The organism is Lachnospira multipara ATCC 19207, from assembly GCF_000424105.1.
In the GTDB taxonomy this organism is placed as follows: domain Bacteria; phylum Bacillota; class Clostridia; order Lachnospirales; family Lachnospiraceae; genus Lachnospira; species Lachnospira multipara.
Window position 1 is genome coordinate 517,391 of sequence record NZ_AUJG01000001.1, and the last position, 26,177, is coordinate 543,567.

At 35.1% G+C, this 26,177-nt stretch carries 20 protein-coding genes and 1 pseudogene; all 21 read left to right on the top strand.

Annotated features, from left to right (window positions below; genetic code table 11):
- The first annotated feature begins 9 nt into the window (after window positions 1–9).
- The gene (locus G600_RS13495; protein WP_034245179.1) at window positions 10–2,724 is read left to right on the top strand and encodes a hypothetical protein; all 2,715 of its coding nucleotides are present in this window, start codon (window positions 10–12) and stop codon (window positions 2,722–2,724) included.
- 301 nt (window positions 2,725–3,025) lie between these two features.
- The gene (locus G600_RS0102230; RefSeq protein WP_027430478.1) at window positions 3,026–3,202 is read left to right on the top strand and encodes a hypothetical protein; all 177 of its coding nucleotides are present in this window, start codon (window positions 3,026–3,028) and stop codon (window positions 3,200–3,202) included.
- Entirely contained in the window at window positions 3,195–4,940 is a 1,746-nt protein-coding gene (locus G600_RS0102235) for a DUF2075 domain-containing protein (RefSeq protein WP_027430479.1), read from the top strand. The genes G600_RS0102230 and G600_RS0102235 overlap by 8 nt, the downstream gene beginning before the upstream one ends.
- A 10-nt stretch (window positions 4,941–4,950) precedes the next feature.
- Window positions 4,951–5,271 carry a nucleotide pyrophosphohydrolase gene (locus G600_RS0102240; protein WP_027430480.1) on the top strand — a complete coding sequence of 107 codons (321 nt, stop codon included), beginning with the start codon at window positions 4,951–4,953 and terminating at the stop codon, window positions 5,269–5,271.
- Window positions 5,272–5,287: 16 nt separating this feature from the next.
- Window positions 5,288–5,587: a nucleoside triphosphate pyrophosphohydrolase gene (locus tag G600_RS0102245; RefSeq protein WP_027430481.1), complete on the top strand. Its 300-nt coding sequence runs from the start codon at window positions 5,288–5,290 to the stop codon at window positions 5,585–5,587.
- Window positions 5,584–6,738, top strand: a complete 1,155-nt coding sequence (locus tag G600_RS15340) for an HNH endonuclease domain-containing protein (protein ID WP_027430482.1) — start codon at window positions 5,584–5,586, stop codon at window positions 6,736–6,738. The genes G600_RS0102245 and G600_RS15340 overlap by 4 nt, the downstream gene beginning before the upstream one ends.
- 110 nt (window positions 6,739–6,848) lie before the next feature.
- The gene (locus G600_RS0102255; RefSeq protein ID WP_027430483.1) at window positions 6,849–9,368 is read left to right on the top strand and encodes an AAA family ATPase; all 2,520 of its coding nucleotides are present in this window, start codon (window positions 6,849–6,851) and stop codon (window positions 9,366–9,368) included.
- 12 nt (window positions 9,369–9,380) lie between these two features.
- The gene (locus G600_RS14885; protein WP_155885917.1) at window positions 9,381–9,611 is read left to right on the top strand and encodes a pyridoxamine 5'-phosphate oxidase family protein; all 231 of its coding nucleotides are present in this window, start codon (window positions 9,381–9,383) and stop codon (window positions 9,609–9,611) included.
- A 17-nt stretch (window positions 9,612–9,628) separates the two neighbouring features.
- The gene (locus G600_RS14890; RefSeq protein ID WP_051195318.1) at window positions 9,629–9,934 is read left to right on the top strand and encodes a hypothetical protein; all 306 of its coding nucleotides are present in this window, start codon (window positions 9,629–9,631) and stop codon (window positions 9,932–9,934) included.
- Between the two features lie 41 nt (window positions 9,935–9,975).
- On the top strand, window positions 9,976–11,247 hold the full coding sequence (locus tag G600_RS0102265; RefSeq protein ID WP_027430484.1) for a phospholipase D family protein: 1,272 nt from the start codon (window positions 9,976–9,978) through the stop codon (window positions 11,245–11,247).
- Between the two features lie 102 nt (window positions 11,248–11,349).
- Window positions 11,350–11,553, top strand: a pseudogene (locus G600_RS16205) (hypothetical protein); the annotation flags it as partial.
- 203 nt (window positions 11,554–11,756) lie between these two features.
- On the top strand, window positions 11,757–12,140 hold the full coding sequence (locus G600_RS0102270) for an ATP-binding domain-containing protein (protein WP_027430485.1): 384 nt from the start codon (window positions 11,757–11,759) through the stop codon (window positions 12,138–12,140).
- A 138-nt stretch (window positions 12,141–12,278) separates the two neighbouring features.
- Window positions 12,279–18,131: an ATP-binding protein gene (locus tag G600_RS0102275; protein ID WP_027430486.1), complete on the top strand. Its 5,853-nt coding sequence runs from the start codon at window positions 12,279–12,281 to the stop codon at window positions 18,129–18,131.
- A gap of 165 nt (window positions 18,132–18,296) precedes the next feature.
- Complete coding sequence (locus G600_RS15905; RefSeq protein ID WP_027430487.1) at window positions 18,297–18,539, top strand: hypothetical protein; 243 nt, start codon at window positions 18,297–18,299, stop codon at window positions 18,537–18,539.
- Window positions 18,540–18,558: 19 nt separating this feature from the next.
- Entirely contained in the window at window positions 18,559–19,659 is a 1,101-nt protein-coding gene (locus G600_RS0102285; protein WP_027430488.1) for a macro domain-containing protein, read from the top strand.
- A 93-nt stretch (window positions 19,660–19,752) separates the two neighbouring features.
- Window positions 19,753–20,442, top strand: coding sequence for a vWA domain-containing protein (locus G600_RS0102290; RefSeq protein ID WP_027430489.1), 690 nt, complete (start codon window positions 19,753–19,755; stop codon window positions 20,440–20,442).
- Window positions 20,442–21,341 carry an ADP-ribosylglycohydrolase family protein gene (locus G600_RS13505; RefSeq protein WP_081669375.1) on the top strand — a complete coding sequence of 300 codons (900 nt, stop codon included), beginning with the start codon at window positions 20,442–20,444 and terminating at the stop codon, window positions 21,339–21,341. The genes G600_RS0102290 and G600_RS13505 overlap by 1 nt, the downstream gene beginning before the upstream one ends.
- A gap of 197 nt (window positions 21,342–21,538) precedes the next feature.
- On the top strand, window positions 21,539–22,132 hold the full coding sequence (locus tag G600_RS0102300; protein ID WP_027430490.1) for a type IV toxin-antitoxin system AbiEi family antitoxin domain-containing protein: 594 nt from the start codon (window positions 21,539–21,541) through the stop codon (window positions 22,130–22,132).
- Window positions 22,129–22,962, top strand: a complete 834-nt coding sequence (locus G600_RS0102305) for a nucleotidyl transferase AbiEii/AbiGii toxin family protein (protein ID WP_027430491.1) — start codon at window positions 22,129–22,131, stop codon at window positions 22,960–22,962. Before G600_RS0102300 ends, G600_RS0102305 begins: the two co-directional genes overlap by 4 nt.
- Before the next feature lie 356 nt (window positions 22,963–23,318).
- A complete protein-coding gene (locus tag G600_RS0102310) occupies window positions 23,319–24,527 on the top strand; it encodes a hypothetical protein (RefSeq protein WP_034245181.1) in 1,209 nt (402 codons plus the stop codon).
- Between the two features lie 232 nt (window positions 24,528–24,759).
- Complete coding sequence (locus tag G600_RS13510; protein ID WP_027430493.1) at window positions 24,760–26,034, top strand: hypothetical protein; 1,275 nt, start codon at window positions 24,760–24,762, stop codon at window positions 26,032–26,034.
- Window positions 26,035–26,177 lie beyond the last annotated feature (143 nt).

Consider the following 26,177-nt stretch of genomic DNA (forward strand, 5'->3'; position numbering starts at 1 on the left):
CTAATTAATATGGGATTCTTCTATAGAAAGCAGATAATAGATTTTTTAGAAAAAACTCAATATAACCTAGAGCAAACACAGATGAATTTGGCTCAAATTCAAAATACACTTGTACCAGCAGCTGTTACGTCGGTAGAAGTTGCTGACAATAATGAATCATCAGAGAATCAGATGGAACTTGATGCTGAGACTCGTGCTATCATGGCTGCTTATGCTTTGAATTTATGCACTGTTTCAGTAACACAGATTATAGATTATCAAGATTTGAATATCATGGAACAGGAGTATGACATGATATTGAATAATCTTAATCTGCAGAACATGCCTAATGATGATGCTCTTCTAGACATTTTAAAGCAGATACTCAATACGGTAACTTTCTTTAGAATAGATCAAAAAGAGAGAGAATTCGTAGAGCGTGACTATCAGCAGAAGATGAAAAATGCTGTATGGTCAGCTGTGCCAAATGTGGGGGCATTAATTGCAACCGGATTAAGTCAAGGCCCAGCAATGATGGCGGTGAGTTTGGCGGCAACGGTTGGTACGGTATATATGAATTATAGAAAGCAGAAGGCTGATAATTCTTTAGCATTTGATAGAGAAATGTGGCAGTTAGAAAGATCTGCAATAGAGCAGTTGGATGGCTTAAAGAGAGAACTTTTTGATACAGCCTGGAGATTATCTAAACACTATGGTTTCGAAGATAAATTACGACTATCTGAAAGACAAATCCATCAATATAATCAAATATTAATGGATACAGATGATGAGCGCAGATATGATCGTTTAGAAGCTATTGCGGATAACTTTAGAGCGTATCCTCCATTTTGGTATCAGTATGGTCACACAGCTACTTTGATTGCATTAGGTCTTCAGCACCGTATTTTAGATAATCGATTAGCTATTAAGGATCTGAAGAAAAATCATAAATCGGATAAAAACTTTAATGAAACGCTTGAAACCGCAAAAATAGAACTTGTATCATTAGAAGAGGCTGAGAAAAAGTATAGGGCAAAGGCAAAGGAACATTTTGAGTATTTCCAAAAGCTGAATAGATATGGATTACTTAGAGAAGACAAGATGGTTTCTATGTGTAATTTGGAATACGTCGATTTGCTATTGCAAGATGAAAATTATAATAAGGAATATATTTTAAATCTTATTCAACATGCAATCGATAAGGCTGGAAGCGAACTTGAAATAGTCCAGTTATGCGTGTTTGCTTATATGAAATTAGGTGAAGCAGCTAAAGCTGAGAAGTACCTTAAAATGTTAGTTAATGAACATTACAATCAAATAATGAATGCGCAGATTTTAAGTAGCTTATATGTATATGACTTCTTTAGCAATGAAGGACAGGGGGAATCGCTTGCAAATTACAATGTTCTCTGCAAGCGTGTTCCAAAACAGTATCTGTTTCCGATGCCGAAGAAACCAAATGCAAGAAAATCATTATTGGAAAAACAGTTTATATATGTTCAAAAAACAGCGCTGCTTAAAAAGTATGAGTATGTTTTAAACAATCTGACCAGAACATATGCTAATAGATTTAATAGATGTCTGCCATTACCAGAAGGATTAAACTTGGATGATGAGTTATTTAACGATTCGTATGAAAGCCGATTGGCTCTTTGGAATCGAATTTCTGGCAGATTAAAGAGTGATGATGGTTCTTATAAGGAGAAATTAGCACAAACAGATATACTGATGGAATACATGAAGGTTCTTCAAGATTATTTCTATGAAGTTGTTACTTTGGTAGAAGAAGAGAACAGTGCGTATTATAGAGAATACTATCAGCAATTGAAAAAAGATATTCTATCTCCTATATCAAAAAATAAGGATGAAATAACCAAGTTTAGAGCATCGCTTCTTGAGTCAGATGAAAATATACTCGAGAGTTTAGAACATGTATTTAATGAATATACGTTTATGTTTTTTGTTGGAGATATGCTTAGTTCCCTTACATCTATTATTACTGATAAAGTGACAAGAATGGAGGGAATGAATGATATTGCAGCAGATGAGGCAAGACTAATGCAGTTTTGTCAGAAGAATAGTATTCAATTGCCAACTGAACAATATGTTCATGATACAACAAGTAATATGATAGATGAAGGAACTGATTTCCTCGTTGAGCAATTACTTGGAAATGGTGAATATGAAATCTTGAAGAAGAGAACAGAATTAAGGAGCGGAATTCTTGAGTTGATTACTGATTATTTCAATGAGCATAAAATCATCATTAGAAGTAACAAATCAAGGTTATTTATCCGAGAGCAGGATGATGCTTGGCTAAATATGTATTTCAGGAAAATAAAAGGAAAGCCATATAATAAGACCGACGTATTAGCAGTCATTGAAGAACATGGATTATGGGATGCGTTCAATTATAAAGATTTATGGCTTGCAACAGACGGAGTTGTGATTGTTGAATTTGATAATTATGGAGCTGTTTGTACACCTTATGAGAGAATTGTTATGGAAGACAATGAAATCAAGTGTGGAAACATGCGATACAATAATGGGTATGACGTAAATATGTACTTATTACGGCAGTTAATTGTAGATATTAAAGAATACATTGAACAGAACAATCCGGAGGAGCTCGAATTAGAGGCGTCATTATCAGATAACTGCTTTGAAGTAATTGAAGAAAAGGATAATCCAGTGCTGTATTTATCCTATTATGCAGCTGATGAAGACGAAGAAGTAGAAGAATAATCTAATCTTACATAGACCAGTACCTCTGGGGACGCCCAGATTGGTTCGTACTGGTCTATTATTATGCCCATTTTTAGTGCAAGGAATAGACATGAGCGTAACTATCAATTCATTTTCAAGAAAGTAAAATTCGGGAGAGGCTATTTCCGAATTAAGGTACGATGATGAAGGTATTTAGTGTAATTGAATGAATCCATCGCTAAAATAGCGATGGATTTTCTTTTACAACATTGAAACTATTCGCCTAAAGGAATATACTTAAAACGTAGTGAATTGATGCCTATTTTTATGGAGGTGCTATATGAATTTTGTACCGTCAGCAGTTAAGGCAGAGGAATGGGGCATAAGTCAAAGACGAGTAGCTATTTTATGCAAAGAAGGAAGGGTTCCTGGAGCGGAATTAGTTGGTAATAGGTGGTTTTTACCGACTGATGCTGTTAAGCCCGAGGATCCAAGAAAGGCAAAGAAGAATGAGTGATAGAGTTGCAAATCCTATTATTAGAAAAATTGAAGATACTCAAGAGGCTTTAGATTTTTTTGAAAGTGTTACTTTGCCTGAAGAGGATGAAAAAACACAGGATATCATTATGAACTTTCCGACAGTATATATTCATAACTGGCAAGAGTCAGGTGATTTTGAAGTATATGTTGGTGAGACAAATGATATTTTTAGAAGAACACGTGAACATTATGGTGCTGCGTCGGATAAGAGAGCATGGCAGAGCAAACTTTTAGAGAAGGATGCGAGTCTTTTTATCATAGGTCATGAGCACTTTAATAAATCACTTACACTTGATATAGAAAACCGATTGATGCATTACATGATGAGTATAGATCGTGTGAAGCATGTGTATAATGGAAGAGGAAATCCGCAGTCTAGTTATTATCCGGTGGAAGAGCTCGATGCTATATTCCGTAGTATTTGGAGAGGATTGCGTCGCGAGAATAAAGAGCTTTTTCCAACGGAGAGTTCTATCAAAGACTCGGCTATTTACAAAGCATCACCATTGCACAAATTAACAAAAGAGCAGGAAAATGCCAGAGATTTAATTATCCAGAAGGTCAAAAGAGCACTTGAGAAGAATGAGACGAAACAGTTGATTTTTATAGAAGGTGAAGCTGGAACCGGTAAGACTGTTCTTAATAGCAGTACGTTTTATGAATTGTATTGTAGGGCGGAAGAAGATAAAACAGAGTTAGATTGCCATCTGCTTGTAAATCATGATGAGCAGATTACAGTTTATGAGCAAATAGCGGAAAAACTAGGGCTCACCGAAAAGTATGGAAAAGTGGTTAGTAAACCGACTTCGTTTATCAATAATCATACGGAAGATGATTCGGTTGATGTTGCTTTTGTGGATGAGGCACACTTGCTTCTCACGCAGGGTAAACAGTCCTATCGAGGGCAAAATCAGTTGCAGGATATTATAGATCGATCGCGTGTCACGGTGGTGATGTTTGATGAGAACCAGATATTGACAACAGAACAATTCTGGGAGGCTCAGATTCTAGAGCAATATCGTAAACAGGCAAAGGATTCCGATAATTACGTGGTGTTGGAAAAACAACTTCGTATGCAAGCAGATCCTGAAACGATGGATTGGATTGATTCATTTACAAAAGAGGGTGAATTAAAGAAGATACCGGTTTCTTCTTCAGGGTATAGCATTAAAGTCTTTGATAGTCCTGAACTTTTAGATAAAGAGATTAGGAAGAAAGCAAGCGAGAGCGATTCAGCACTTTCTCGAGTGATTGCTACTTACGATTGGGAATACAATAAAAAATCAGAAGCTCGATTAACGAAATGGGAAGTGCTCATTGGAAAGTGGCATAAACCTTGGAATAGAGAGTTAGAATCAGAGCTCTCTAAAAAGGAAAAGCGAGCTATCAAAGGATTGGCTTGGGCAGAACAGCCTCAGACAATCGATGAGGTTGGGTCAACATTTACAATTCAAGGATTTGACCTGAATTATGCAGGTATAATTTTGGGGCCTTCTGTAAAGTATAGAAATGGAAAGATTATTTTTGATCCATCTGCTAGTTACAATAGTAAGGCTGTAAGAAATAGAACATTATCTGATGGAACAAAAAAGAAGTTTGGTGAGATGCTGATTCAGCATGAGGTGCGAGTGCTTATGACTCGTGGTGTGAATGGTATGTATATTTATGCATGTGATCCAGAACTTCAGGCGGAACTTATTAAGGCTTCAAAGTAGAGGAATTAAAATGAAACAGGAAACAATAAATAGAATCAGAAAATTTACAGAAGATCGTGATTGGGATCAATTTCATTCTCCATCTAATTTAGCTAAGTCTATCGTCATCGAGGCAGCAGAATTATTAGAGTGCTTCCAGTGGGATGATGAAAAATACGATGAGCAGCACGTTAAAGAAGAACTGGCTGATGTAATGGTTTATTGTCAGAATCTCATAGACAAGCTTGGTTTTGATGCAGATGAGATTGTCAATATGAAGATGACACAGAACGAAGCGAAGTATCCGGTGGAGAAAGCAAGAGGAAGTAGTGCAAAATATACGGATTTATAAGGGGGAATAGGTATATATGGGAAAGCTTGTTAGAGATCGAATTCCTGAGATTATAAAAGCCGATGGCAAGAGCCCGATAACGAGGATTTTGTCGGAGGATGAATATCTTCAGAAATTGGATATAAAACTTAATGAAGAAGTTGCAGAATATCAAGTTGATAAATCAATTGAAGAGATGGCGGATGTTTTAGAAGTGTTATTTGCTATCTGTGAGGCTAGAGGATATTCCATTGAGCAACTTATGAAAGTTAAGCAAGATAAGCAGGGTGAAAGAGGCAGTTTTAAAGACCGAATATTCTGGGAGGGCAATGAATGAGGAATAGCGAGTTCGACCTTAATATTGATTGGAAATATTATAATAATTTGGATGTGGTCGGTTTTTCACAGATGTTAAAAGATCCATCTTATTGCTATAAGTTTTATTGGCTCGAAGCGATCGTCAAAATGATTTCTCGAGATGTTGTAAATACATCTTTTAATGACATTATTGATGAAATGATTTGTAATGCATGGTATACCGTGTTGGAGTTCCATGTTCATTTGAGTGGATTCTTACTTGGTGAGCCTCGCGATGCACTTGAACTTGCAGTTATTACTCTTCAAGAATTAAGCGGATTGAGAGCAGATGCTGATGCAGAAAGCATAAGAAACGAAATAGTTAAATATGATAATGAGCTTCGTGAATATAAGAATAGATTGACGAGAAATGTTCCGTACAGAGCACTTTCTGGTTTCTTTGATAATGCGAATCAAATTGTGGATTGGGGAAGAACCGGAGCATTGATTAAATACGCTCAGTTATTAAATAAATCTACACCGCTACCATATGTCATAGGTGAGAGCACGGGATTGAAGCGTGAAGTAACTTTTAGTGATGAATGGATAAGCCTAATCAAGGATAATACCGTTTCTATATTAGGATGGATTCAATTTGAAAAGGTGAAATGGCTGCAAAGCAATAATCCGGAGGTACCAAGCCTGGTGTATAAACTAGCGCCTATGGATGAAAAAATGCGTAAGCTAAGTCATGTTAGAGAATTATGGGAGTTGATTCTAGAACAGCGTTCAATCATAGATGTGTTTAAGGATATCCCTATTGAAAGAGGAAATTATGATATCGATCATTTTATTCCTTGGTCGTTTGTAATGAATGATGAGCTGTGGAATTTGATGCCGATGGATTCTTCTTTGAATTCATCTAAGAGTAATAAGCTGCCAGATTGGAATCGCTTCTTTGGAAAGTTTGCAAATAATCAGTTTATTCTTTATGGCATGATAAATGATGACAGTCATCCACAGATACGAAACTGCTTTGAAAAATGTTATAAGGACAACCTTCATTCGATATGGGCCAACCAGGAATTATATCGAAGAGGAAATACACAAACTGAGTTTTACAATATTCTAGAGAAGAATATGCAACCTGTCTATGACAGTGCAAAGAGACAGGGGTATTTGGTGTGGTAGATATGGAATTCATTGATTAAATATTTGAATTCCCGAATGTAATTTTGAAATAATGTTAAAAAAACTTGTTTAAAGTTGATTTACTAGATAAGAAGAGAGGACAGCAGATTATGGCTACAGCATATGATTACTTGAAAGATTTTTCTACAGACAAAAAATGTGATGCATGGATTAAGTTGGTAATAGAGGCTTTTGTTATTACTCGAGGAAGGATTACTGATGATATAAAGAAAGAACTGGTTGATTGTTTGTTAGGTCGTGCAGTTACAACAACATGCGTTAAAAGTGCAGTTGCAACTACAAGTACGAATGATACAGTTGTATTAAAGAAATTGAAACATTTACAGGGAGTAAATGCTTTGGCAAACAATCAGACAATAACATTAAATAAAGAAGTAAATGTAATTTATGGATTAAATGGTTCAGGAAAAAGCAGTTATTTTAGATTAATTCAGACCATGATAGGTAATATTGAACATAAGGATTTGTTGCACAATGTGTATTCTGGAATTGGTGATAAAATGGAGGCTGAATTATCGTATTCTCTAGGGGGAGTAGACAAAAAAGTAACATGGAATAACACCAGTATAATAGACGATATTGAATCTATTAGGGTTTTCGATTCTAGCTATACATCTGATTTCTTAAAGAAAAGAAATTCAGATGAACTTGTTTTAAAACCATATCATCTTGATTCTTTTGCAAAATTGGTTGATTTAATTAATGAGTTGAAGGATAAAGCATATGATGAAATAGAAGTTATGGAATCTTCACTGCCGACAGTAAATACTGAGTTTTTATCTGATACGATAAAAATAATGTTAGAGCAGGATGAGTTTAGTGATGATGATGAGAAAACAATTGCTGATTCAAGAATAATCACAGAGGCTGATAGAACTGAATTGGACCAGTTAAATAGTTTGGTTGAGTCTCTACAAAAAAGCAGCCCGGAAGACAAGATAGCGCAGTTTCAAGCAGAAATTGCGTTATGTAATACAGCAACTAAAAAAATAGAAGATTGTATAAACGAGATTAATCGTATCATTAAAGAGTCAAAGGAGGAAATAAAGAAATATAGGGAGTTTTTAACTGAAAATGAGAAGCTTCAACAGCAGATTTCTATTTTTAAATCTTTGCCAGGAACAGGTTCAGATTTGTGGATTGATTTTATCCGTAAAGCAGATGAGTATAAGGAAGAAAACAAATTAGATGTTTGCCCATACTGCCACAGACCATATGATGATAATGCATTGGAAATTGCAGAAGCATATACCATTTTTTTGAAGGATAAATCAACAGAAGGATTACATATTGCGGAAAAAGCAATTAGCAAACTAGAAAATGATTGTAAAAGAATTACTATACCAGAATTGGAAGAAATGGGATTGGGATTTCTTGGCGCTGATGTAAATAAGATTGATATGTTATTAGCTAATGTGAAAAAGATTAAAAAAGATTTAGCACAGTCAATTCGTGATAAAAGTGCTGAGGTAATTGGTGAATGCGAAATAACTAATGCAGATTGTATAAAAGCGTATGCGGATAATATCTCCGAGCAGATATTAAAACTAAATGAATCTGACGAGGAGAGAAAAAAGAGTTTAATTGAGGCAAAAAACAAAATAGCAGTATTGATGGAGATTCAATCCATAGATTCGCAGAAGAAAAATATCATAGATCTTATTCAGAAGAAGAATAAAATATCAGAATTAAAGAAAACTGTTGATTCTAAATCTACAAACAAAATAACAGCAGTTGCTAAAAAGGCCAATCAAGATTTGTTAACCTCTCAATTGAAAGATAAGTTTGAAAAGAACTTATCACTTATGGGTGTTAAAGACAAAACTATAGAATTAGTGGGCTCTAATAGTAAAGGCGTACAACAGACGGAACTTGTTATTAGTACACATAAAAAAATTGCTAATATCTTAAGTGAAGGGGAACAGAAGGTATGTGCTTTGGCACTGTTTTTGGCTGAGATTTTTGTCGCAGAAAATAAAAGCACAATTATTTTAGATGATCCAGTCAATAGTTTAGATCATAAGATGATGGCAGCTTTTGCAGATGTTTTATTACAATTAGAGAATCAAGTGATTGTGTTTACTCATAATAGGATGTTTTTAGATTGTATAGAGGTAAGCGACTTTGGACATGTGTGTAAAACGATGAAATCGGCATGTAATAAGAGTAAGGGAAAGCATATCTATGTTTATGAAACACATTCAGAAGGAAAAAATGATAAAGGCGTTGTGTTTGAGAAGAATCAAGAGAATGCTGAGTTTTTTATTTCAGAGAGTAAAAAATTATTAGCTGAATCACCATTCGTTGAGAAAGATAAGACATGCGTATACATAAGAAAATCGGTGGAGTGTTTGATTGATGAGGTTGTTTTTAATAAACAAGTTCCAACACGTTTTAGTAGAAAAAGCAGCAGAATTGATTGGAATGGATTAAAAAAAGTATCGGTTGACGTTAATACTATTGATGACTTAAAAAGCATTCATAATAGGGTGTCTGGTGGAGATCTTCATAAAGGGACAGAAAGTGAAGAAAATCCAGTGGATAAGGAAGAATTACAAAGATTTGTTGATAGGCTAGAAAGTATTAGAACTACATCTTTAATAGCATAGCAATAGTCGGGTATGATTATTATGTATCAACCAAATTACGACTTAGCTGCAACCCATTGGATAGAGCGTGATCGCGACTCTGTTCATATGGAGGCAGCAGCATTAAAAGAAAAGATTGAAAGCTTCATCGGTGCGCATAATACTTGCGCACTGGCTACAGCCTCTGCTGATATGGTGCGCAATACATCGATTGAATACAACTTTGTGAAGGGTTGTTTTTACTTTTTTCCGAAGGCGGGCTGAAGTTTAAGGGGCTGAAGGTGAATAAGAATGTGGGCATTGCTATCTTTGAACCTTATGGTGGATTTGGTCAGTTAAAGAGCTTACAGGTGCAGGGCGAGGCTGTTATGGTGGAACCTTTTTCAGATGAGTATCTGATGCTGATGGAGCACAAGAAGCTTCATGAGGAAGATATGGATGGTAAATTTGATGATATATTGAGCCAAGATGATTATTTCCCCGAATCTTTCTTTTATCAGTGGATAGGATTTCCGGAAAGTGTTTTTCTATATAACGAAGTGTTTGATGAACTTATAGAGAAGGAATTAACAAAAAGCACCATTTAAAAAACTGTTTTGGTTCAATTATCAAAATAGGAGGAGGCCATATGATTGATATTGTTACAGATAACCATTACGCACTTGTTTTATCACTGTTTGAGAATTCTTTGAAAGAAATAAGAATTATAAGTCCATTTCTCTCAAAAAAAATGGCAGACTTGCTTTGCAATGCTGCAAATAGAGGAGTCAGGTGTTCGTTTATTACCAGAATGTATCTTCAAGATTTTTTAGATGGTTCTAACACATTAGATGGGTTGCAGAATATGCTTGATGCAGGGGTGCAGCTTTATGCACTCATAGGATTACATACAAAGCTTTATCTTTTTGATGAGTATGATGCTATCTTAGGAAGCGCGAATTTTACTGAAGGTGGTTTGTCTAGGAATATTGAACTCTCAGTTCATTTTAAAGATGAAGATGTAACTCAGCATAGGCTAAATTCTTATTACATAGAGTTACTTAATGAAATTGAGAAGTCAGAAGACGGCGTAATTAATCAAGAATTAATTAATGAGTATAAGGAATTATACATAAAAAAACATCAACAGAATAATAATCTCACAGGCGGTATAGGAGTTGTAAGTATAGTACGTGGAGCAGCATTGGATAGAAAAGCTCGTGCTATTAAGAATAATCCAAATGAAGCTTTTGATGAAATACAGGCTTCTATAGGTGAAAGAAATACGGATGCAGTTTATGGTGCTCTTGGTGGTGAACTTGAGAAAGTAACTCACAAACAGTTAAATAATATTCTTTTAAAATTTTCTGCTTCTGCTAAAGATAGATTTGATGGTAACAAACCGATGGAAATGGTAGCTATAGAAGAAAATGGGAGACGGTTTTATATTTCTAATTTTTCTGCAGCTAGTGAAAAACGTGCTAAATCTGTAGAGGATTTGGATGAGACATTTTTTTGCGTTCATTCATATGATAAATCAGGAAAACATTCACCAATGATAATAGGTAAGGGTTTCCTTAGACAATATAATTCAAAAAATGATGCACGTAAAAAAGCGTGGTTTAGAAAATATCAATGGTTAGAAGAATACCCGTATTATTGCATTATTGATGAGGCAAATATTCTAAATGCGCCAGTTAACTGTGGAATCCCTTTGCTTGAAGTGATAGATGCATTAGGGTATAAGGCTTATATGCATACGAAAGACAAACCGGAAGAGTATCCAAAAGAAAAGGTTGCTAAATCGCACCAGCAGCGTGTGATGCTTAATCTAACACCTGAAGCAAAAACGTACATAGACAATCGATTGAAGGAGCTAGGTGAGAAATATGGATGTGTAACATATAAGTCAGAATTATAGAAGAAGGATTAGATTATGCTCGTAGCACATGATAAAGATGGAAATCGAATATATGCGGATTCAGAAGAGTGATATTGGGAATGTTTCTGACCGGAGTGTGGTAGATCATTAGTCCATAAAAAGGGAGAAATTAAAGAACCTCATTTTGCTCATAAAGTAGATGTAAACTGTTCATATGGAAAAGATAAGGATAGTAAGAGTGAATGGTATATTCACATGCAAGAACTGTTTCCGCATGAGTCTCTAGAAGTGAGATTTAAGGATGAAAACACTGGAGAAATACACATAGCAGATGTTTATTTATAGGAAAATGAAACAGTTATTGAATTTCAACATAGTCCGATTTCTATCGAGAAATTTAGACCTAGAACGTTAGTTAATTATAACGAAGGCTGTAGAATAGTATGAGTGTTTGATGAAAGAAGTACTAATCAAGACCTAGAATTTGGAAGGTTACGGCAGGAGGATGATACGTTTTTGATGTAGAACTTGAGAAGGTTATTGACGGTATGGATGCCTTCGGCGCTGATTTTATGTTTGTTGATAATGAATACCTGGATGCCAAAAATTCTGTAATTAGATTTTATGTTAATAAGTTAAAGAGTACAGATGAAGATGATGATAATTCAGCGCGTGATGTTATTCTATTTCAGGTTGCATATGCGGTATCAATTCATAAAGCGCAGGGCTTAGAGTATAGCTCTGTAAAAATAGTCATTACAGATGAATTTGATAAGCTAATAACTCATAATATTTTCTATACGGTTATTACAAGAGCTCAAAAGAAGTTGAAAATATATTGGACTCCGGAAGTAGAGAAAAAAGTACTTTCGACAATAAAACCTAAGAATATCAATAAAGATATTAATATTTTAAAGCCGTATGGCATATAAAGGCTATATTGGTTTGAGTAAAAGATAATTAGCAGAAGATATATTGTGTTTACTTAAGGGTGTAGAAGTATATTTATTTTACAATGAGTATGCATATTCAAAAAATCTGCTATTAAACTAAAAAAATGGGGAAATTAAATGAAGTATACGGATAAAACAAAACCTGGAATGACAGATCCATATTGGTATGAATGGTCAGTTGGACAGCTGTATATTGTTGATATGCTTAATCCAGACAGTCATATTCAGTATGTTGAATTGCAAAAGGATGTACAACTTGGTCTTGATGATGTGGTAGTAACATATGATGATGGAACTACACGTTTCATTCAGGTTAAGCATACGAGAGCAGAAGACACTTTGACCTTTGGAGATCTTGTTTCGACAAAAGAGACTAAGAGTTCTTTATTAGGTGAGTTGGCTTCTTCGTGGGGCAAAGAAAAAGATAATTATATTAAGTCTGAAGTATATATTTTTACAAATAGAAGAGCTGGAGATAGAGAGGCTTCGGCTGGTACCAATAACAGTATAAAGCGTCCGCCACTAACTAAATTTTATAAAGAATTGCAGAAGAAAGTTACAGAGGTTGATTCTTTTGAAAAATTGCAATTCGAAGGATACGAAGAAGCGTGGAAGGAATGGTGCGAACAATTATCTGGTATTTCTAATAATTCAGATAAGCTATTATTTTTAAGGAGTTTACATATTGAGACAGAACAACCTGATCTTGAACAATTAGGCATAGAAATAAAAGATAAATTGAAATTATATCTTTCTGTGGGGGATGAAACAGCAGAAATATTATTATCAAAATTAGATCATGCATTAAGAAAATGGACAGTTTCTAGCAGAAAAAGTTCAAGAATAACTGTCGAAGATGTGTATTCAGAATTATCTGCTAAGGAAAATGTTATTTCCTATAATCATGACATAATTCCGGTAAATCCATTTTTCTCTAGCAGACAGGAATTAGTAGATAGATTGGAGTTAAGCCTTCAGAAAAATACTCAAAGAGTGATTTATTTATCTGGGGTTCCAGGGACTGGAAAAACAAATATTGTTAGTAAACTGTGTTGCAAAAAAGATAGCATTATTGATATTCGTTATTATGCGTATGAACCAATAGATCCTGGAAAAGAATATCTACCTGCGGATGTTTCTGAAAGAGTCGATCGAAATGTATTTTGGGATACATTGTTAAACCAGTTAAGAGAAATTTTGCGTGGCCAATTATATAGATATAGAGTTCCTGTTTCTACTAGTTTTATGAGACTTGAAGACAAAAGAAGAGAGTTCTTTAGAATTGCGTCAGAATTTGCAAGTAATCGTGGACGGGCTTTTGTTATTGCAATAGATGGTTTGGATCATGCAGCTAGAGCTGGGATTAAGGAGAATACTTTTTTGCCTTCTTTACCTAATCCAGAATATATCCCAGATAATGTAGAAATTATAATTGCTGGTCAACCGAAGGAATACTATGGTAATTACCCAGATTGGATGTTTTCAGAGTCATCTAATATAAAGGAATTTGAGGTTCCCAATATTCAGCAAGATGACATTAAATCATTAGTAGACGATAAATGCCATAATTTGTCAGATAGTAATAAAACTATAGTTACGGATATTGTTTGCAAATATGCCGGTGGAAATACTCTGGCAGCTATTTTTGCTGTTCATGAAGCAGTAAATTGTAATGATCCAGCTATATTAGATGATAGGCTTAGAAAACGAAAACTAAGTGGAAATATTCAAGAGTATTATAGACAAATTTGGGAAGATGCCAAAAAGAAGATGCAAATCCCATTTGTTGATTATAAGATGGCTGGAGTGTTTGCTTTTTTTAATGAAGCTATAAGTGCAAGTAAGCTAAATATGATTTTCAAAGAAGAGGGGATAAGTACTTCAAATTGGAATAATGTGTTGAAGGCATTAAGCCCACTTCTTCAAGAAAAAAATGGTTTGTATACAGTACTGCATAATGATGTTCGTGTTTATTTATCTAGTATTATTGGAAGAGACGTTGAACATGTAAAAGAAATATATTCGGGATTGGTGAATTATTATATCTCTCTTGAAACAAAGAGTATTGGATATTATAGAGATATTTTTCGCTTTTTGATTTCGGCTGGAAGAATAAGCGAATTTAAGAGCATTTTTTCTCCAGAATATGTTATAGAAGCATATGTTAATGGTATTGAACTAGATGTAATAAGGAAAAATACTGATGAATTAATGCGATTTGCCATAAGTGAAACACCGCTTGATTGGGACAATCTTCGTTGTCTTACAATGGGATACTTAACGATTGAACAAATTGATAGAAGTTCATACGAAATATTAGATGCTACTTTTCGCAAAACTAGAAGAAGTATAAATGTACAGCCTTATGAATGCTATATTACTCCTGCTGAAAAGTGGAATGTCAATATTTTATTAGATGTGTTACAACTCGTTGATGATTTATTCGAAAACAATGAGTTAGATAGAGGAAAAACCTTGTTTTATAATTGGCTGGGTGATTCAAGCATCAAAGATGTTATAAATCTAATTAGTGATGGAGATAAAGATCATTACTTAGAAAACGGAAAAAAGGTAGCAGATTTATTATCAAAAGCGTGTGTTAATTGTGGAAACTACAAATTATTATGTGATTTATCAACGGTAGAAAATAAAAGCTTTATAGAAGAGTTTGTTGAACAGACAGAGAGTCTAATTATTGAAAAACTTCATGGTAGGGAATTAGAAGAAGCATTAAACTCTTTAGATATACTTTTGATTGAGCCGATAATTGTTGGTATTAAGAAACTGCTTGATGCAAATAGATTTGAGGATATTACGGCTATTAGACAATCTCTTCAGAGAAGGAAAGTAACGAATCCTATGAGCAAATTGTTACTGACATTTTTGAAGATAATAACTGGAACCGTTGATTGGGAAGTAGAGGATTCTGTAAACATATGGGAAGAGATTGAAAGCGTAAAACTGCCAGATGTGGAGATAGAAAATCTAATGGCTTATTATAGTGTTTATGCGCTTGTTGCTGCATATCTTCAAGATAAAAGTCGATCTATTGTTGCAAATGAAGTCACTAATATGTATATTGCGGCACATAAATATCAAAAGCCTAGATTTTTTTTGCTTTATTTTAACGCTGTCTCATATTTGGGAAAATGGTTAAAAGCTAGAAATGAAAACAAGCATTTTTATGAGTCTGTTGATGATTTAAAGCAGATTATACGCAATCTTTATTGTAAAAAATGGAAGCATAATGAAATGGATTCTGAAACCTTTAATCTTAGTGCATATATATTAAAAGCCTATATATTGCTAGTTGAAAAGGAAGATGAACAATTCAAACGTCCTATAGAGTGTGAACTTGACAATGTATTTATAGATAATCCTGTTAATCAATTGATGGATCCTGGTATGTTGTTATTCAGAAATAATACTCAAAGAATACAGAGTTGGATTGATGAATGGTTGGCTGATGATGGGAAAGTGTGGATGGAACCTCTTAGTGAAAGAAACCGTATTATAAAAGAGTTTACCGATGCCAAAGAAAAGTATGATTATGAAAATGATTTGAGTTTGAGGGGAGCAATCGATAAAGTAAAATGGTCAATTATTGGATTTGCTTCGAATAATGAATACTGCGTTAATAACCTTTTAAATTGGTATAACAAGCTTGTTGATAAGAATCCTGAATTCATACAGAAGTATGGTGAATACATAAAAAGTATTTCTGATCAAATCGCTGTGTTAGGCGACAATAGAATGGATTATACGCTTGATTGCAAAATCTACTCTGATATTGGGAGCCTGGGGGATTCACAGATACTGAATATGTTAAAGAATCGCCGAATATTTAGCCAAAGTATCTCGCAACCGTCATATTTTGTAGAAATGATAATTGGTTATCTCAAAGACTGTAATAATACCAAAGAACAGCTGCTTTTTTTATGGTCAGTGGGAATTGGCTTACTAGATTGGAGATTAGAGAGCGACCATGGTACTATTGTTTCGCTGCAGCGAGCAATTGAAAAAAATGCATTAAGAAATGGAATTGTTAATATACGAGAGAATCTGTCTGAAATTGGACCGGCTTATGTTAATTTGGCAGCTAATCCGGTATTGTTTGAAATCCCAGATCGTTGGTGTGATGATGAGGAAAAGAGCAAGGATGTAGAGGATTCTAACAGAATAATTGAGGCGTATTATAATAACGATAAGGATTCACCAAAAAACCATGAAGTCTCAACAGCGTTAAAAACACTATATTATGCAGATTCATTATCTGATGAACAAGTGGAACATATGCTATCATATGAAATTAGAAAATCTTCATATGGGCTGAGAGGTAATAGCATTATAGAATTCTTGCTTGAAATTGGAACGGAACAAGCTGTTGATAAGGCGGTTACGGAGTTTATTCATAATGGACTCAATAGTTACTTTTATCCTGCGCAAGATCTACCACTATTAATTGGCTGGAGGTTATGGGCAAAAGGTAAGGAATATACGGTAACTAGTTTAGATGACTTGATTTCTACCATTAATTGTTGGATGACAGCTGCAAATAATATTAAAGCACCAACACTAGATGAAGGATATGATTATTCCAGTTATTATTCGTGTGAGGATAAAGAATTATATGAAGTACTTATTGAAATCCTCCTTATGATAATAATTTCCGAAGATGCCGATGCTGCTAGAACTGCTTTGGGTGGCTTGGCTGCATGTTTACGAGTTGATAAGCGGGTTCTGTATTTAATTGAAAATAGCTGGGGGCATATGCATTATCGTGCTAAAGAGTGGATACTTATGATTTATGAGTTGGTTTATATGATGTGTCCTGACTCAAGAGCTGAGATATATAATTGTTTAGTAAAGCATTCAAAAGATGATGATTTCAATGTTGCCTTATATGCAAGTATTCTCTGTGAAAATATAGATTGTAAATTTAAAAATAATTTTTTAATTGAAGAAAAAGAATTTTTTGCAGATATTCCAAAATACAGTCATAAGCGTTTAATTAAAACAAAAAGAACTACTCCATGGATTAATGGATATGATTGCGTGATGGAACAGATAGAGAGGTTAGAGAAACGATTGAATTGTGGTTTGGAGGACTTGGAGAGGAGAACAGCTTCATATTCAAATAGCATAGACGATGACTTTTCTTTACTACCCTTAAACAGGCAAAAAAGTGGAGGATGTTTGGTTGTATGTGACAAAGTAAATAGTGCATTTTTCCGAGTTTTATATAAGGACTGGTTTGAGGGAAGGTGGAAAGGCCTTGAATCAGAATTGGCGAGAGTAATACTATCTGCTTCTGAACCATATACTTTACTTGTTTCGCCGTCAATATGGCCTTGGAACAATAATAAGTTTTTCACTTACGCAAAAGATGTTATTTTACAAGAAGAAGCTTCACGAAATAAAAACATTGAAGCTGTACTACAAACAGGTATTGGAAGTGATGAGGTAGTGTTGGCTGGCTCAATTGAAGATTATACATACAATCAAAAAGTTTTTGGATATCTCTTGAGTTACTTGAATATTCCAGAAATGAAAGAACAATATGCTTTGCCAGTGTTTGAGAGAAATGCTAGGCTGTTTTTGCAAGAGAGAAAAGACTATGTTGAAGGCAAAAGCGCAAACATTTCTATTCATCAGAATGGAATCGAAAGCTTTAAACAGAGTAATATAATGTGTGGTTTAAGAAAAACGATTCTTTCAGAATTCGAATGGACTGTTCAATTTGATAAGGGTGCTTTAAAACTCGTTAATGGAGATAACAAAGAAATAGGAAGATTTGAGTGTTATTATGGCGTTCATACGGACATAGCAAATCGAAATCCATCAAATCAACCATACTTGCAGCGTTGGATAGTTGACATAAATGCTTTTGATGAAGAAATTAAGCGATGGAGATGCCCTTACGAAGTAAAAACAGTAACAGGATCAGTAATAGATAAGGCGGATGTCTAATTACCCAAAGAATAGAAGAGTTGTTAGCAATTAGTATTAGGCTATTAGAAATTAGGTTAGCATTAGTTTTAGATTAGTATCATTAGTATCAGCAAAAGCCTGTCTATATATTTCCAGCAGATTTATACTGAACAGACTAAGAAGGTTCAGATTGAGTTTACGAGCGTGGCACTACTTGGTGCTGTTTCCTGCGGCGTTCCTACGCTGGAGGAAGAGTATGCAGAAGAGTATGTGGCATTGCCTGTTTCTATGTTTGGTAACGGAACTTTTTTCCTACTTAGAGCTAATGTCGAGTCTATGATGGAAGTGTGTTGGTTACCATATCCGCAAATGAAAGTGTTAGATATGGTTTTTTGGCAGATAGATTTTGATAAGGATTTAAATAACGGTTCACGCAAGGCTTATTAATAATTAGGGGGTATTATCTATGCCATTTCAAATAGTTAGAAACGACATTACAAAAATGCAAGTTGATGCCATAGTAAACACAGCAAACCCTATGCCAGGATATGGTGCAGGGATTGATAGTGCTGTCTATGAAGCGGCTGGTAAAGATAAGCTTTTAGCAAAACGTCACAAGATAGGTGCTATTGATAGAGGTACATCTGTTATTACTGATGGTTATAATTTACCGGCAAAATTCATCATTCATACAGTGGGAACAGCTTGGCAAGGTGGTAAAGCTGGTGAGGAAGATATTATTAGAAAATGTTATCGAAGTGTGTTTGAAGTTGCGGTTAATAACAATATCTCAAGCCTTGCAATACCGCTTTTAGCTTCAGGTAGCTACGGATTTCCGAAAGGCATTGCTCTAAGGATAGCACTGTCTGAGATTGAAGCATTCATGTCGGAGAGTGATATGGATGTTTACCTTGTGGTTTTTGATGAAAAATCAGTTTCCTTGTCTTCTGAATTGTATGGGGATATAGATGAGTATATCAATGACAATTATGTAGAAGAAAAGAATCAAGTAGAATATTCAGATTTATATGGAAGAAATGAAAGGGTTGTACAGAGGTCTGAATCTTTTGCAGGCGGATTAGCTTTTAATGTCGCTGCTCCAACATTTTCAAAAGCAAATAATGCTGCACGTAAAGATGAAGAGGAAATGCTTTCTGATGTGTGCTTATCAGAATCGATATTAGAGGAAGAAAGAAGCCTAGACGATGTCGTAAATAATCTGGACAAAACCTTTATGGAACTTGTTTTTTCATTTGCTGATGCCAAAGGACTTACTGATGTTGAGGTTCAAAAGAAGGCGAATCTTGATAGAAAGGCATTTTCTAAGCTAAAATGTGGAACTACAAAGAATCCTAGTAAATCCACAGCTCTTGCTTTAGCAGTAGCCCTAGAATTGAATTTAGATGATACAAAGGATCTTCTTTCAAGAGCAGGACTGGCATTATCTCCATGCAGTAAGCAGGATGTTATAGTGCAGTACTTTATCGAGAAGAAAGCTTTTGACATATATGAAATCAATCTAGCTCTTTTTGAACATGGAGAACAACTGCTTGGTACGCAAGTCTAGTAAATGTCGCCTGGCAAGTGACCGGCATAAATTAATATCAAGATATAATTACCTCAGAAACAAGCAAATAAGCTAATTACGGAGGTAATCACTATGAGAGAAAACTTAACAGAAATCGTATTTATTCTTGATAGAAGTGGCTCTATGAGCGGACTTGAATCTGATACTATTGGTGGATTTAATTCCATGATAGCTAAGCAGCAGAAAGAAGAAGGTGAGGCTATTGTTTCCACCGTTCTTTTTGGTGATGAAACAGATGTAATTCATGACAGAGTAGCTATTGGTGAAGTAAAGAAACTTACAGAAGAAGATTATTATGTTCGTGGCTGCACAGCACTTTTGGATGCGGTAGGTGGAGTAATTCATCATATCGGTAATGTTCATAAGTATGCAAGAGAAGAAGATAGACCGGCTAAGACCTTGTTTGTTATTACAACAGATGGCTTGGAAAATGCTAGCAGACATTATTCTTTCAAGGATGTTAAGCGACTAATCAAGCGTCAGCAAGAAAAGTATCACTGGGAATTCATTTTCCTAGGAGCCAATATTGATGCTATAGAAGTTGCAGAAAATATGGGCATTAGTAAAGACAGAGCAGCAAATTATAATTGTGATGAAGTAGGAACAGCCCTTAATTATCAGGTTCTTGAAGCTGCCGTAACACGAGTAAGAAAATGTAAAGCTGCAGATATGGCTATGACATTTGCAGGTGGCGCATGGAAAGCAGACATTGATCGTGATTACGAGAAACGCGGTAAGAAGAACGGAAGGAGAGCAAGATAATGATTGGTGCAATTATTGGAGATATTGTCGGTAGCCCTTATGAATTTGATCGCGGTGAGAAGATAAAGGATTTTGGCCCATTATTCATAGATGAATCTGAATATACAGATGATTCTGTTATGACAATTGCCGTAGCAGATGGCCTTATGAAGGCAGGTCTTAAGAAAGCAGGTCTTATGAAAGCAGATCCTATGAAAGCTGGTCTGAATTGCGATAATGAAACAATTAGACATGAACTAATAAAGGCAATGAAGACTTGGGGACGTAAGTATCCAAAAGCTGGATATGGAGGCAGATTTATTTGGTGGTTACAGCATGAGGATGAAGGTCCATATGGAAGCTGGGGCAATGGTTCTGCTATGCGTGTTTCTTCTGTTGGATGGCTTTATGACACCTTAGATCGTACAAGAGAAGTAGCAAGGATTACAGCAGAAGTAACTCATAATCATCCTGAAGGAATAAAAGGTGCAGAAGCTACAGCTTCAGCAATTTTCCTAGCTCGTACAGGAAAATCAAAGGATGAGATTAGAAAATATATTGTGGATGAGTTTGGATATGATTTATCAAGAACACTTGATGAGATCCGCCCAGCATATCGACATGTAGAAAGCTGCCAGGAAACAGTTCCTGAAGCAATCACAGCCTTCTTGGAAGGAACTGATTTTGAAGACGTAGTTCGATGTGCAGTATCTCTCGGTGGAGATTGTGATACGTTAACTTGTATCGCAGCTGGAATTGCAGAAGCGTTCTATGGTGTTCCTGATAATTATAAAGAGGAAGCGCTATCTAGGATTGAACCGGATATGCGGCAGCGTTCTATGGTGTTCCTGATAATTATAAAGAGGAAGCGCTATCTAGGATTGAACCGGATATGCGGCAGGTGTATGAGCGATTTTTAAAGATAAGTAAGTAAAATAAAAATTGAAAAATGCTGAAATGGTGGGATTTATATAGGAAAGTTTCATTACAGTCTCACCATAGTCTCACTGAGTCTCATGTGTAAATGAGACTTTATGAGACTTACAGCATGCTTTACATTGGTGTACATATGGTGTAAAATATATACACCAATGTAAAGTATGCTGAGGTGACATATATGACTAAGTTTGAAGAAATTGATGAATTGTTAGAACAAAATAATGGATACTTATTTTCGAAAGATGTAGAGAAAGCCGGAATCTCCAGAACGTATTTGGCTAGCTATGTTAAGGAAAGAGGACTGGAGAAGGTATCAAAAGGAATTTATATTTCGCCGGACACATGGGAGGATGAATTGTACATTCTCCAGCTTCGTTATCCTAAAGTTGTTTTTTTCGGAGAAACTGCGTTGTATCTTCATGGATTGATTGATAGAGAATACTCACAGATTGCTGTGACGGTTCCACCAAGATTTAATCGGACCAGATTATTGTCTGAAGGGGTTGTGATTCGGCAAGAACAAGAGGCTAATTATAATCTTGGAATCACAGAATTACAAACAAATTTTGGAAACACAGTTAGGGTCTATGATGTGGAAAAGACGATTTGTGATCTTGTAAAACTGAGAGGCAAAATAGAAGTTCAACATTATCAGACTGCAATTAAGTCATATATGAGAAGAAAAGATAAGGACTTAATGCGTTTGCTTAAGTATGCAGAAGCTTTAAGAATTCGAGATGAAATCATGAAATACATTGAGGTGATGGTATGATAAAAACTGCTATACAGCTAAAAGCAAAGATAAGAAATATATCCGGTGGTGATAGCAAAGTTGCTATGTCTATGATACGAGTATACTTTATGGAAAGATTTTTGGAACGTGTCTCAATATCAGCGTATAAGAATCAGTTTGTGTTAAAAGGTGGGATGCTTGTTTCTTCATTGGTTGGGTTAAATAGTCGCGCAACAATGGACATTGATGCTACCGTGCAGGCGCTTCCATTGACGCAGGAAGAGATTGAAAAGATTGTAAATGAAATTGGTGGGATTCCGTTAGAAGATAACGTGTCTTTTGAAATCAAATTCATAGAAACAATTATGGATGAATTTGATTATCCGGGTGTACGTGTACATATGGAAGGAAAACTTGATAATCTTAAGCAGCCGATTAAAATTGATATATCGACTGATGATGTAATAACCCCGCGAGCAGTAGAGTATGGGTATCAATTGATGTTTGAAGATAGAGATATTGAATTGCAGTCATACAATATCGAAACTCTATTAGCTGAAAAATTACAGACTATTCTTAGTCGTGGATTTGCGAACACGAGAGCGCGAGACTTTTATGATGTTTACGAGATTACTCATAAGAAGTCTTTTGATGGAGAAACATTAAAGACGGCATTTTTAGCTACGTGCGAGAAAAGAGGTACAGTGTTCACACCTGAACAGATGCAAACGATTCTTGAGGACATAGGTTCTGATAAGCAGATGAGAGAACGTTGGAACCAATTTAAGAAAAATAATTATTATGTTGAGGATTTAAGCTTTGATGAAGTAATGGATTCTGTTCAAAATCTAGTGGTATCTTTCTTATAATAGAATTACGAAGGGCACTTAGGCTTAAGTGACCTTGATTAATACAAAAAGACATGAAGTAATAAAGGCAATGAAGACCTGGGGGCGTAAGTATCCAAAATCATAATTATCCTGAAGGAACTGATTTTGAGGACGTAGTTCGATGCGCAGTATCTCTCGGTGGAGATTGTGATACGTTAACTTGTATCGCAGCTAGAATTGCAGAAGCGTTCTATGGTGTTCCTGATAATTATAAAGAGGAAGCGCTATCTAGGATTGAGCCGGATATGCGGCAGGTGTATGAGCGGTTTTTAATGGTACGTATTTCATAATCAATAGAATGATAATACAAAAATATAGAAATGAGGGATTAGATAATGTCAGAGATTACATTAACAAATAGCAATGAATTGTCATTTGAAGAAAATGATATTTCTGCACTGACTGAAAAAATTTCACTGGATGTTAGGACGAAAGAGATTCCAAAGAATAGAAGTATTTCTATGCCTATAGCGAAACTTTCTACTTTGGGTGCCGGAGTATCATCTCTTATTCCAGCGCTGAATACTGTTACTCAAACAACTACAATGAACGTTAGTGGTTTGTATCAGCTTGCTAATGCAAGTGTTGGCGATACTCTTAAGGTTGCAAAAAATGGTAATTTTTGGGGTGCATTTAAAACCGCAGAAGGAGGTTCTAAGTTTGCACAGCTTAAAGTAGCAGATCCAGTTTCAGCAACTAGCACTATAACTATGAATGCGAATCCTGCTATGCTTATGATGTCAGTAGCCCTTTTTTCTATAGAAAAAGAACTTGGTAATATTGCAGACATGGAAAAACAAATCTTATCATTTCTGCAAATAGAGAAGGAATCTGAAATTGAAGCAGATGTAGTAACGCTAAATGAGATTATCCAAAAGTATAAGTATAATTGGGATAATGAGCATTATATAGCTAGCAATCATAAGATGGTTCTAGATATAAAAAGAACATCAAGGAAAAACATGATTTCTTTTCAAAAAAGTGTTTCAGATGCTTTGAAGTCTAATAAAATAGTGGTTGCCCAAGGACAGGTAAATAATACATTGAACGAATTACAAAAAAAGTTTAAGTATTATAGGCTTTCCTTATATTCATTTTCTTTAGCATCGTTGGTAGAGATTATGCTGAGTGGTAATTTTAAGGAGGAGAATATTCAGGCAGCAATCAATGAGATAAGGAAAAATTCTGATGAGTATCGCAATTGTTTTAGTGAATGTTCATTGTTCTTGGAAAAGCTTTCAAATGGTTCTATTGAATCAAATGTGCTAAAAGGACTTGGAACGGCAAGTAATGCTATGGGTAAGCTTATTGGAAGCATTCCTAAGATAAAAAAAGGAGCAGTTGATGAATTCCTTCAAGATGCAGGTGGAAAGCTTAAATCAAATGCATCACGTATAAGCAAGGAAGTAATTGAATCATTTGCGGAGGTAAGTAATCCTAATACGGGAGTGTTTATACAAAAGATGGAGGATATGATTCTGATTTATGATAAGACTACAGAAATATGTTTTGATAAAGATAACGTATATTTGATAGCTGGATAGTTATATTGCTTGGTATGATTCGCGATGCCTTGTAAGAAATTAGTAAGGCGCAAAATGAACATGATGTCGTAATAAATGTCGCAAAAAATGTCGTAACAAATGAAGATAAAGTATTTAGAAGATATAAAAAACTTGGAGGTGTAAATATTAGATAAAGCAATGCAAGCGGTGGGAGATATAAAACATAGCATAGATAACATTAAAAACAACTGATTATGGGAGGAAATACTTAATGAGACAGCGGATAATGATGGCATTGACAGTGTTTATCATTGCCATGGCGATAATTATACAGCAAATGCAGGTAAGGGCAGATTCCACAGATAATGCATATTATTTGGGAACTGTACAGACTAAGGATGATGCCGGATATGGTAAAGACAAAAATATGAAAGACTCAGATGTACATTATGGATGGGATTTGGGCCAGTTTCGTATTTCTGGATTTACACGTACGACAAAGGATGAAGATGGAAATCCTGTATTCCTCAAAAGCGTAGGAGACAAAGTACAGCTTACTTTTGAGTTGGAACAAGATATTGCAGCGTTAAATGGCGATGATTCTCTTGTTATTTCTAATGATGATAACGGATACGATGAGTACTTCGGAATTACAAAAGACGAAAGAACCAATTTTGGAAAGGGAACACTTTTAGTCAAGTACACAGATTATCAGAATAAAACGACATATGTTGAACCGTATACGAATTATTTAAAAGGTGTAGAAAAAGGAGCGACAACTGAGGTTCTCTTTTATGAAGAGGGTGACTATGAGATAGCTCTTGATTATGAGATCCATGAGAAAAAATTTGGACCGGACGGATATAATCATTATCAAATGCTTATAAAGTTTTCTGTACGAAACGGTAACTGCATGGTATATCCGTTTGACGTAACTACTGGAAGTGAACTGGTAAATACATCTTTCACGGAAAACGGATTTTATTTGGATTTGGCGAAATCTAGATACCTTACAATCGATGTAAAAAAGCAGAATTATGTTGAAGCGGATGGATCATTAGTTGAAGATACCAGGTTTAATAAAGCAGCTTCTGATGGAGAAAGATTTACAGATCCAGGAGTATATGTAATAACTGTTAAGAATCTTTATACAAAGGCAGAGACAGAGAAAAAAATATATGTTGGTTCGGATCCAGTATTAAAGGCATACGTAACTACTGGAAAGGATATAGATTACATCAAAGAAATGCTGGCAGAGGGTGCTACTATTGAAGAAGATGGAACAATAACCTTACCAACACGGGAAACAGTCGAGCAGGAAGATTCTCAAACAACAGAGAAGCCAATTCAGGAAAATGATGTTCAAGGAAAAAACACAAATAATATGTGGATAGTTGTATTAGCGGCTATTGCAGTATTGGTTGCTTTTGTCTTAATAAAAGCATTAGGAAAGAAGAAACCATCGACTAATCCTACTGATATCGAGGATCCTGAAGAACAAGGGTCAGATGAAGAAATGGTGAATGATAAGGGGGACGATGAATGAAACGAATAATCTCATTAGTATTGGTCTTCGCACTTTTACTGGTAGGATGTGGAAACACTCAATCTGAGCAGACAACTACTGAAAATGTCGTTGCTGATCAGGGGGATGATGGTTTAGGTGATATAGAAATTGATTTTGCATCT

Excerpts from the sequence above, each read along its gene's own strand:
- G600_RS0102245 (WP_027430481.1), top strand. The coding sequence starts at position 5,288 with ATGGGAAAGCTTGTTAGAGATCGAATTCCTGAGATTATAAAAGCCGAT.
- G600_RS0102305 (WP_027430491.1), top strand. The coding sequence starts at position 22,129 with ATGATAAAAACTGCTATACAGCTAAAAGCAAAGATAAGAAATATATCC.
- G600_RS0102290 (WP_027430489.1), top strand. The coding sequence starts at position 19,753 with ATGAGAGAAAACTTAACAGAAATCGTATTTATTCTTGATAGAAGTGGC.
- G600_RS0102255 (WP_027430483.1), top strand. The coding sequence starts at position 6,849 with ATGGCTACAGCATATGATTACTTGAAAGATTTTTCTACAGACAAAAAA.
- G600_RS0102230 (WP_027430478.1), top strand. The coding sequence starts at position 3,026 with ATGAATTTTGTACCGTCAGCAGTTAAGGCAGAGGAATGGGGCATAAGT.
- G600_RS0102235 (WP_027430479.1), top strand. The coding sequence starts at position 3,195 with ATGAGTGATAGAGTTGCAAATCCTATTATTAGAAAAATTGAAGATACT.
- G600_RS0102300 (WP_027430490.1), top strand. The coding sequence starts at position 21,539 with ATGACTAAGTTTGAAGAAATTGATGAATTGTTAGAACAAAATAATGGA.
- G600_RS0102285 (WP_027430488.1), top strand. The coding sequence starts at position 18,559 with ATGCCATTTCAAATAGTTAGAAACGACATTACAAAAATGCAAGTTGAT.
- G600_RS13495 (WP_034245179.1), top strand. The coding sequence starts at position 10 with ATGGGATTCTTCTATAGAAAGCAGATAATAGATTTTTTAGAAAAAACT.
- G600_RS0102270 (WP_027430485.1), top strand. The coding sequence starts at position 11,757 with ATGGATGCCTTCGGCGCTGATTTTATGTTTGTTGATAATGAATACCTG.
- G600_RS0102240 (WP_027430480.1), top strand. The coding sequence starts at position 4,951 with ATGAAACAGGAAACAATAAATAGAATCAGAAAATTTACAGAAGATCGT.
- G600_RS13510 (WP_027430493.1), top strand. The coding sequence starts at position 24,760 with ATGAGACAGCGGATAATGATGGCATTGACAGTGTTTATCATTGCCATG.
- G600_RS0102275 (WP_027430486.1), top strand. The coding sequence starts at position 12,279 with ATGAAGTATACGGATAAAACAAAACCTGGAATGACAGATCCATATTGG.
- G600_RS15340 (WP_027430482.1), top strand. The coding sequence starts at position 5,584 with ATGAGGAATAGCGAGTTCGACCTTAATATTGATTGGAAATATTATAAT.
- G600_RS13505 (WP_081669375.1), top strand. The coding sequence starts at position 20,442 with ATGATTGGTGCAATTATTGGAGATATTGTCGGTAGCCCTTATGAATTT.
- G600_RS0102265 (WP_027430484.1), top strand. The coding sequence starts at position 9,976 with ATGATTGATATTGTTACAGATAACCATTACGCACTTGTTTTATCACTG.
- G600_RS0102310 (WP_034245181.1), top strand. The coding sequence starts at position 23,319 with ATGTCAGAGATTACATTAACAAATAGCAATGAATTGTCATTTGAAGAA.
- G600_RS14885 (WP_155885917.1), top strand. The coding sequence starts at position 9,381 with ATGATTATTATGTATCAACCAAATTACGACTTAGCTGCAACCCATTGG.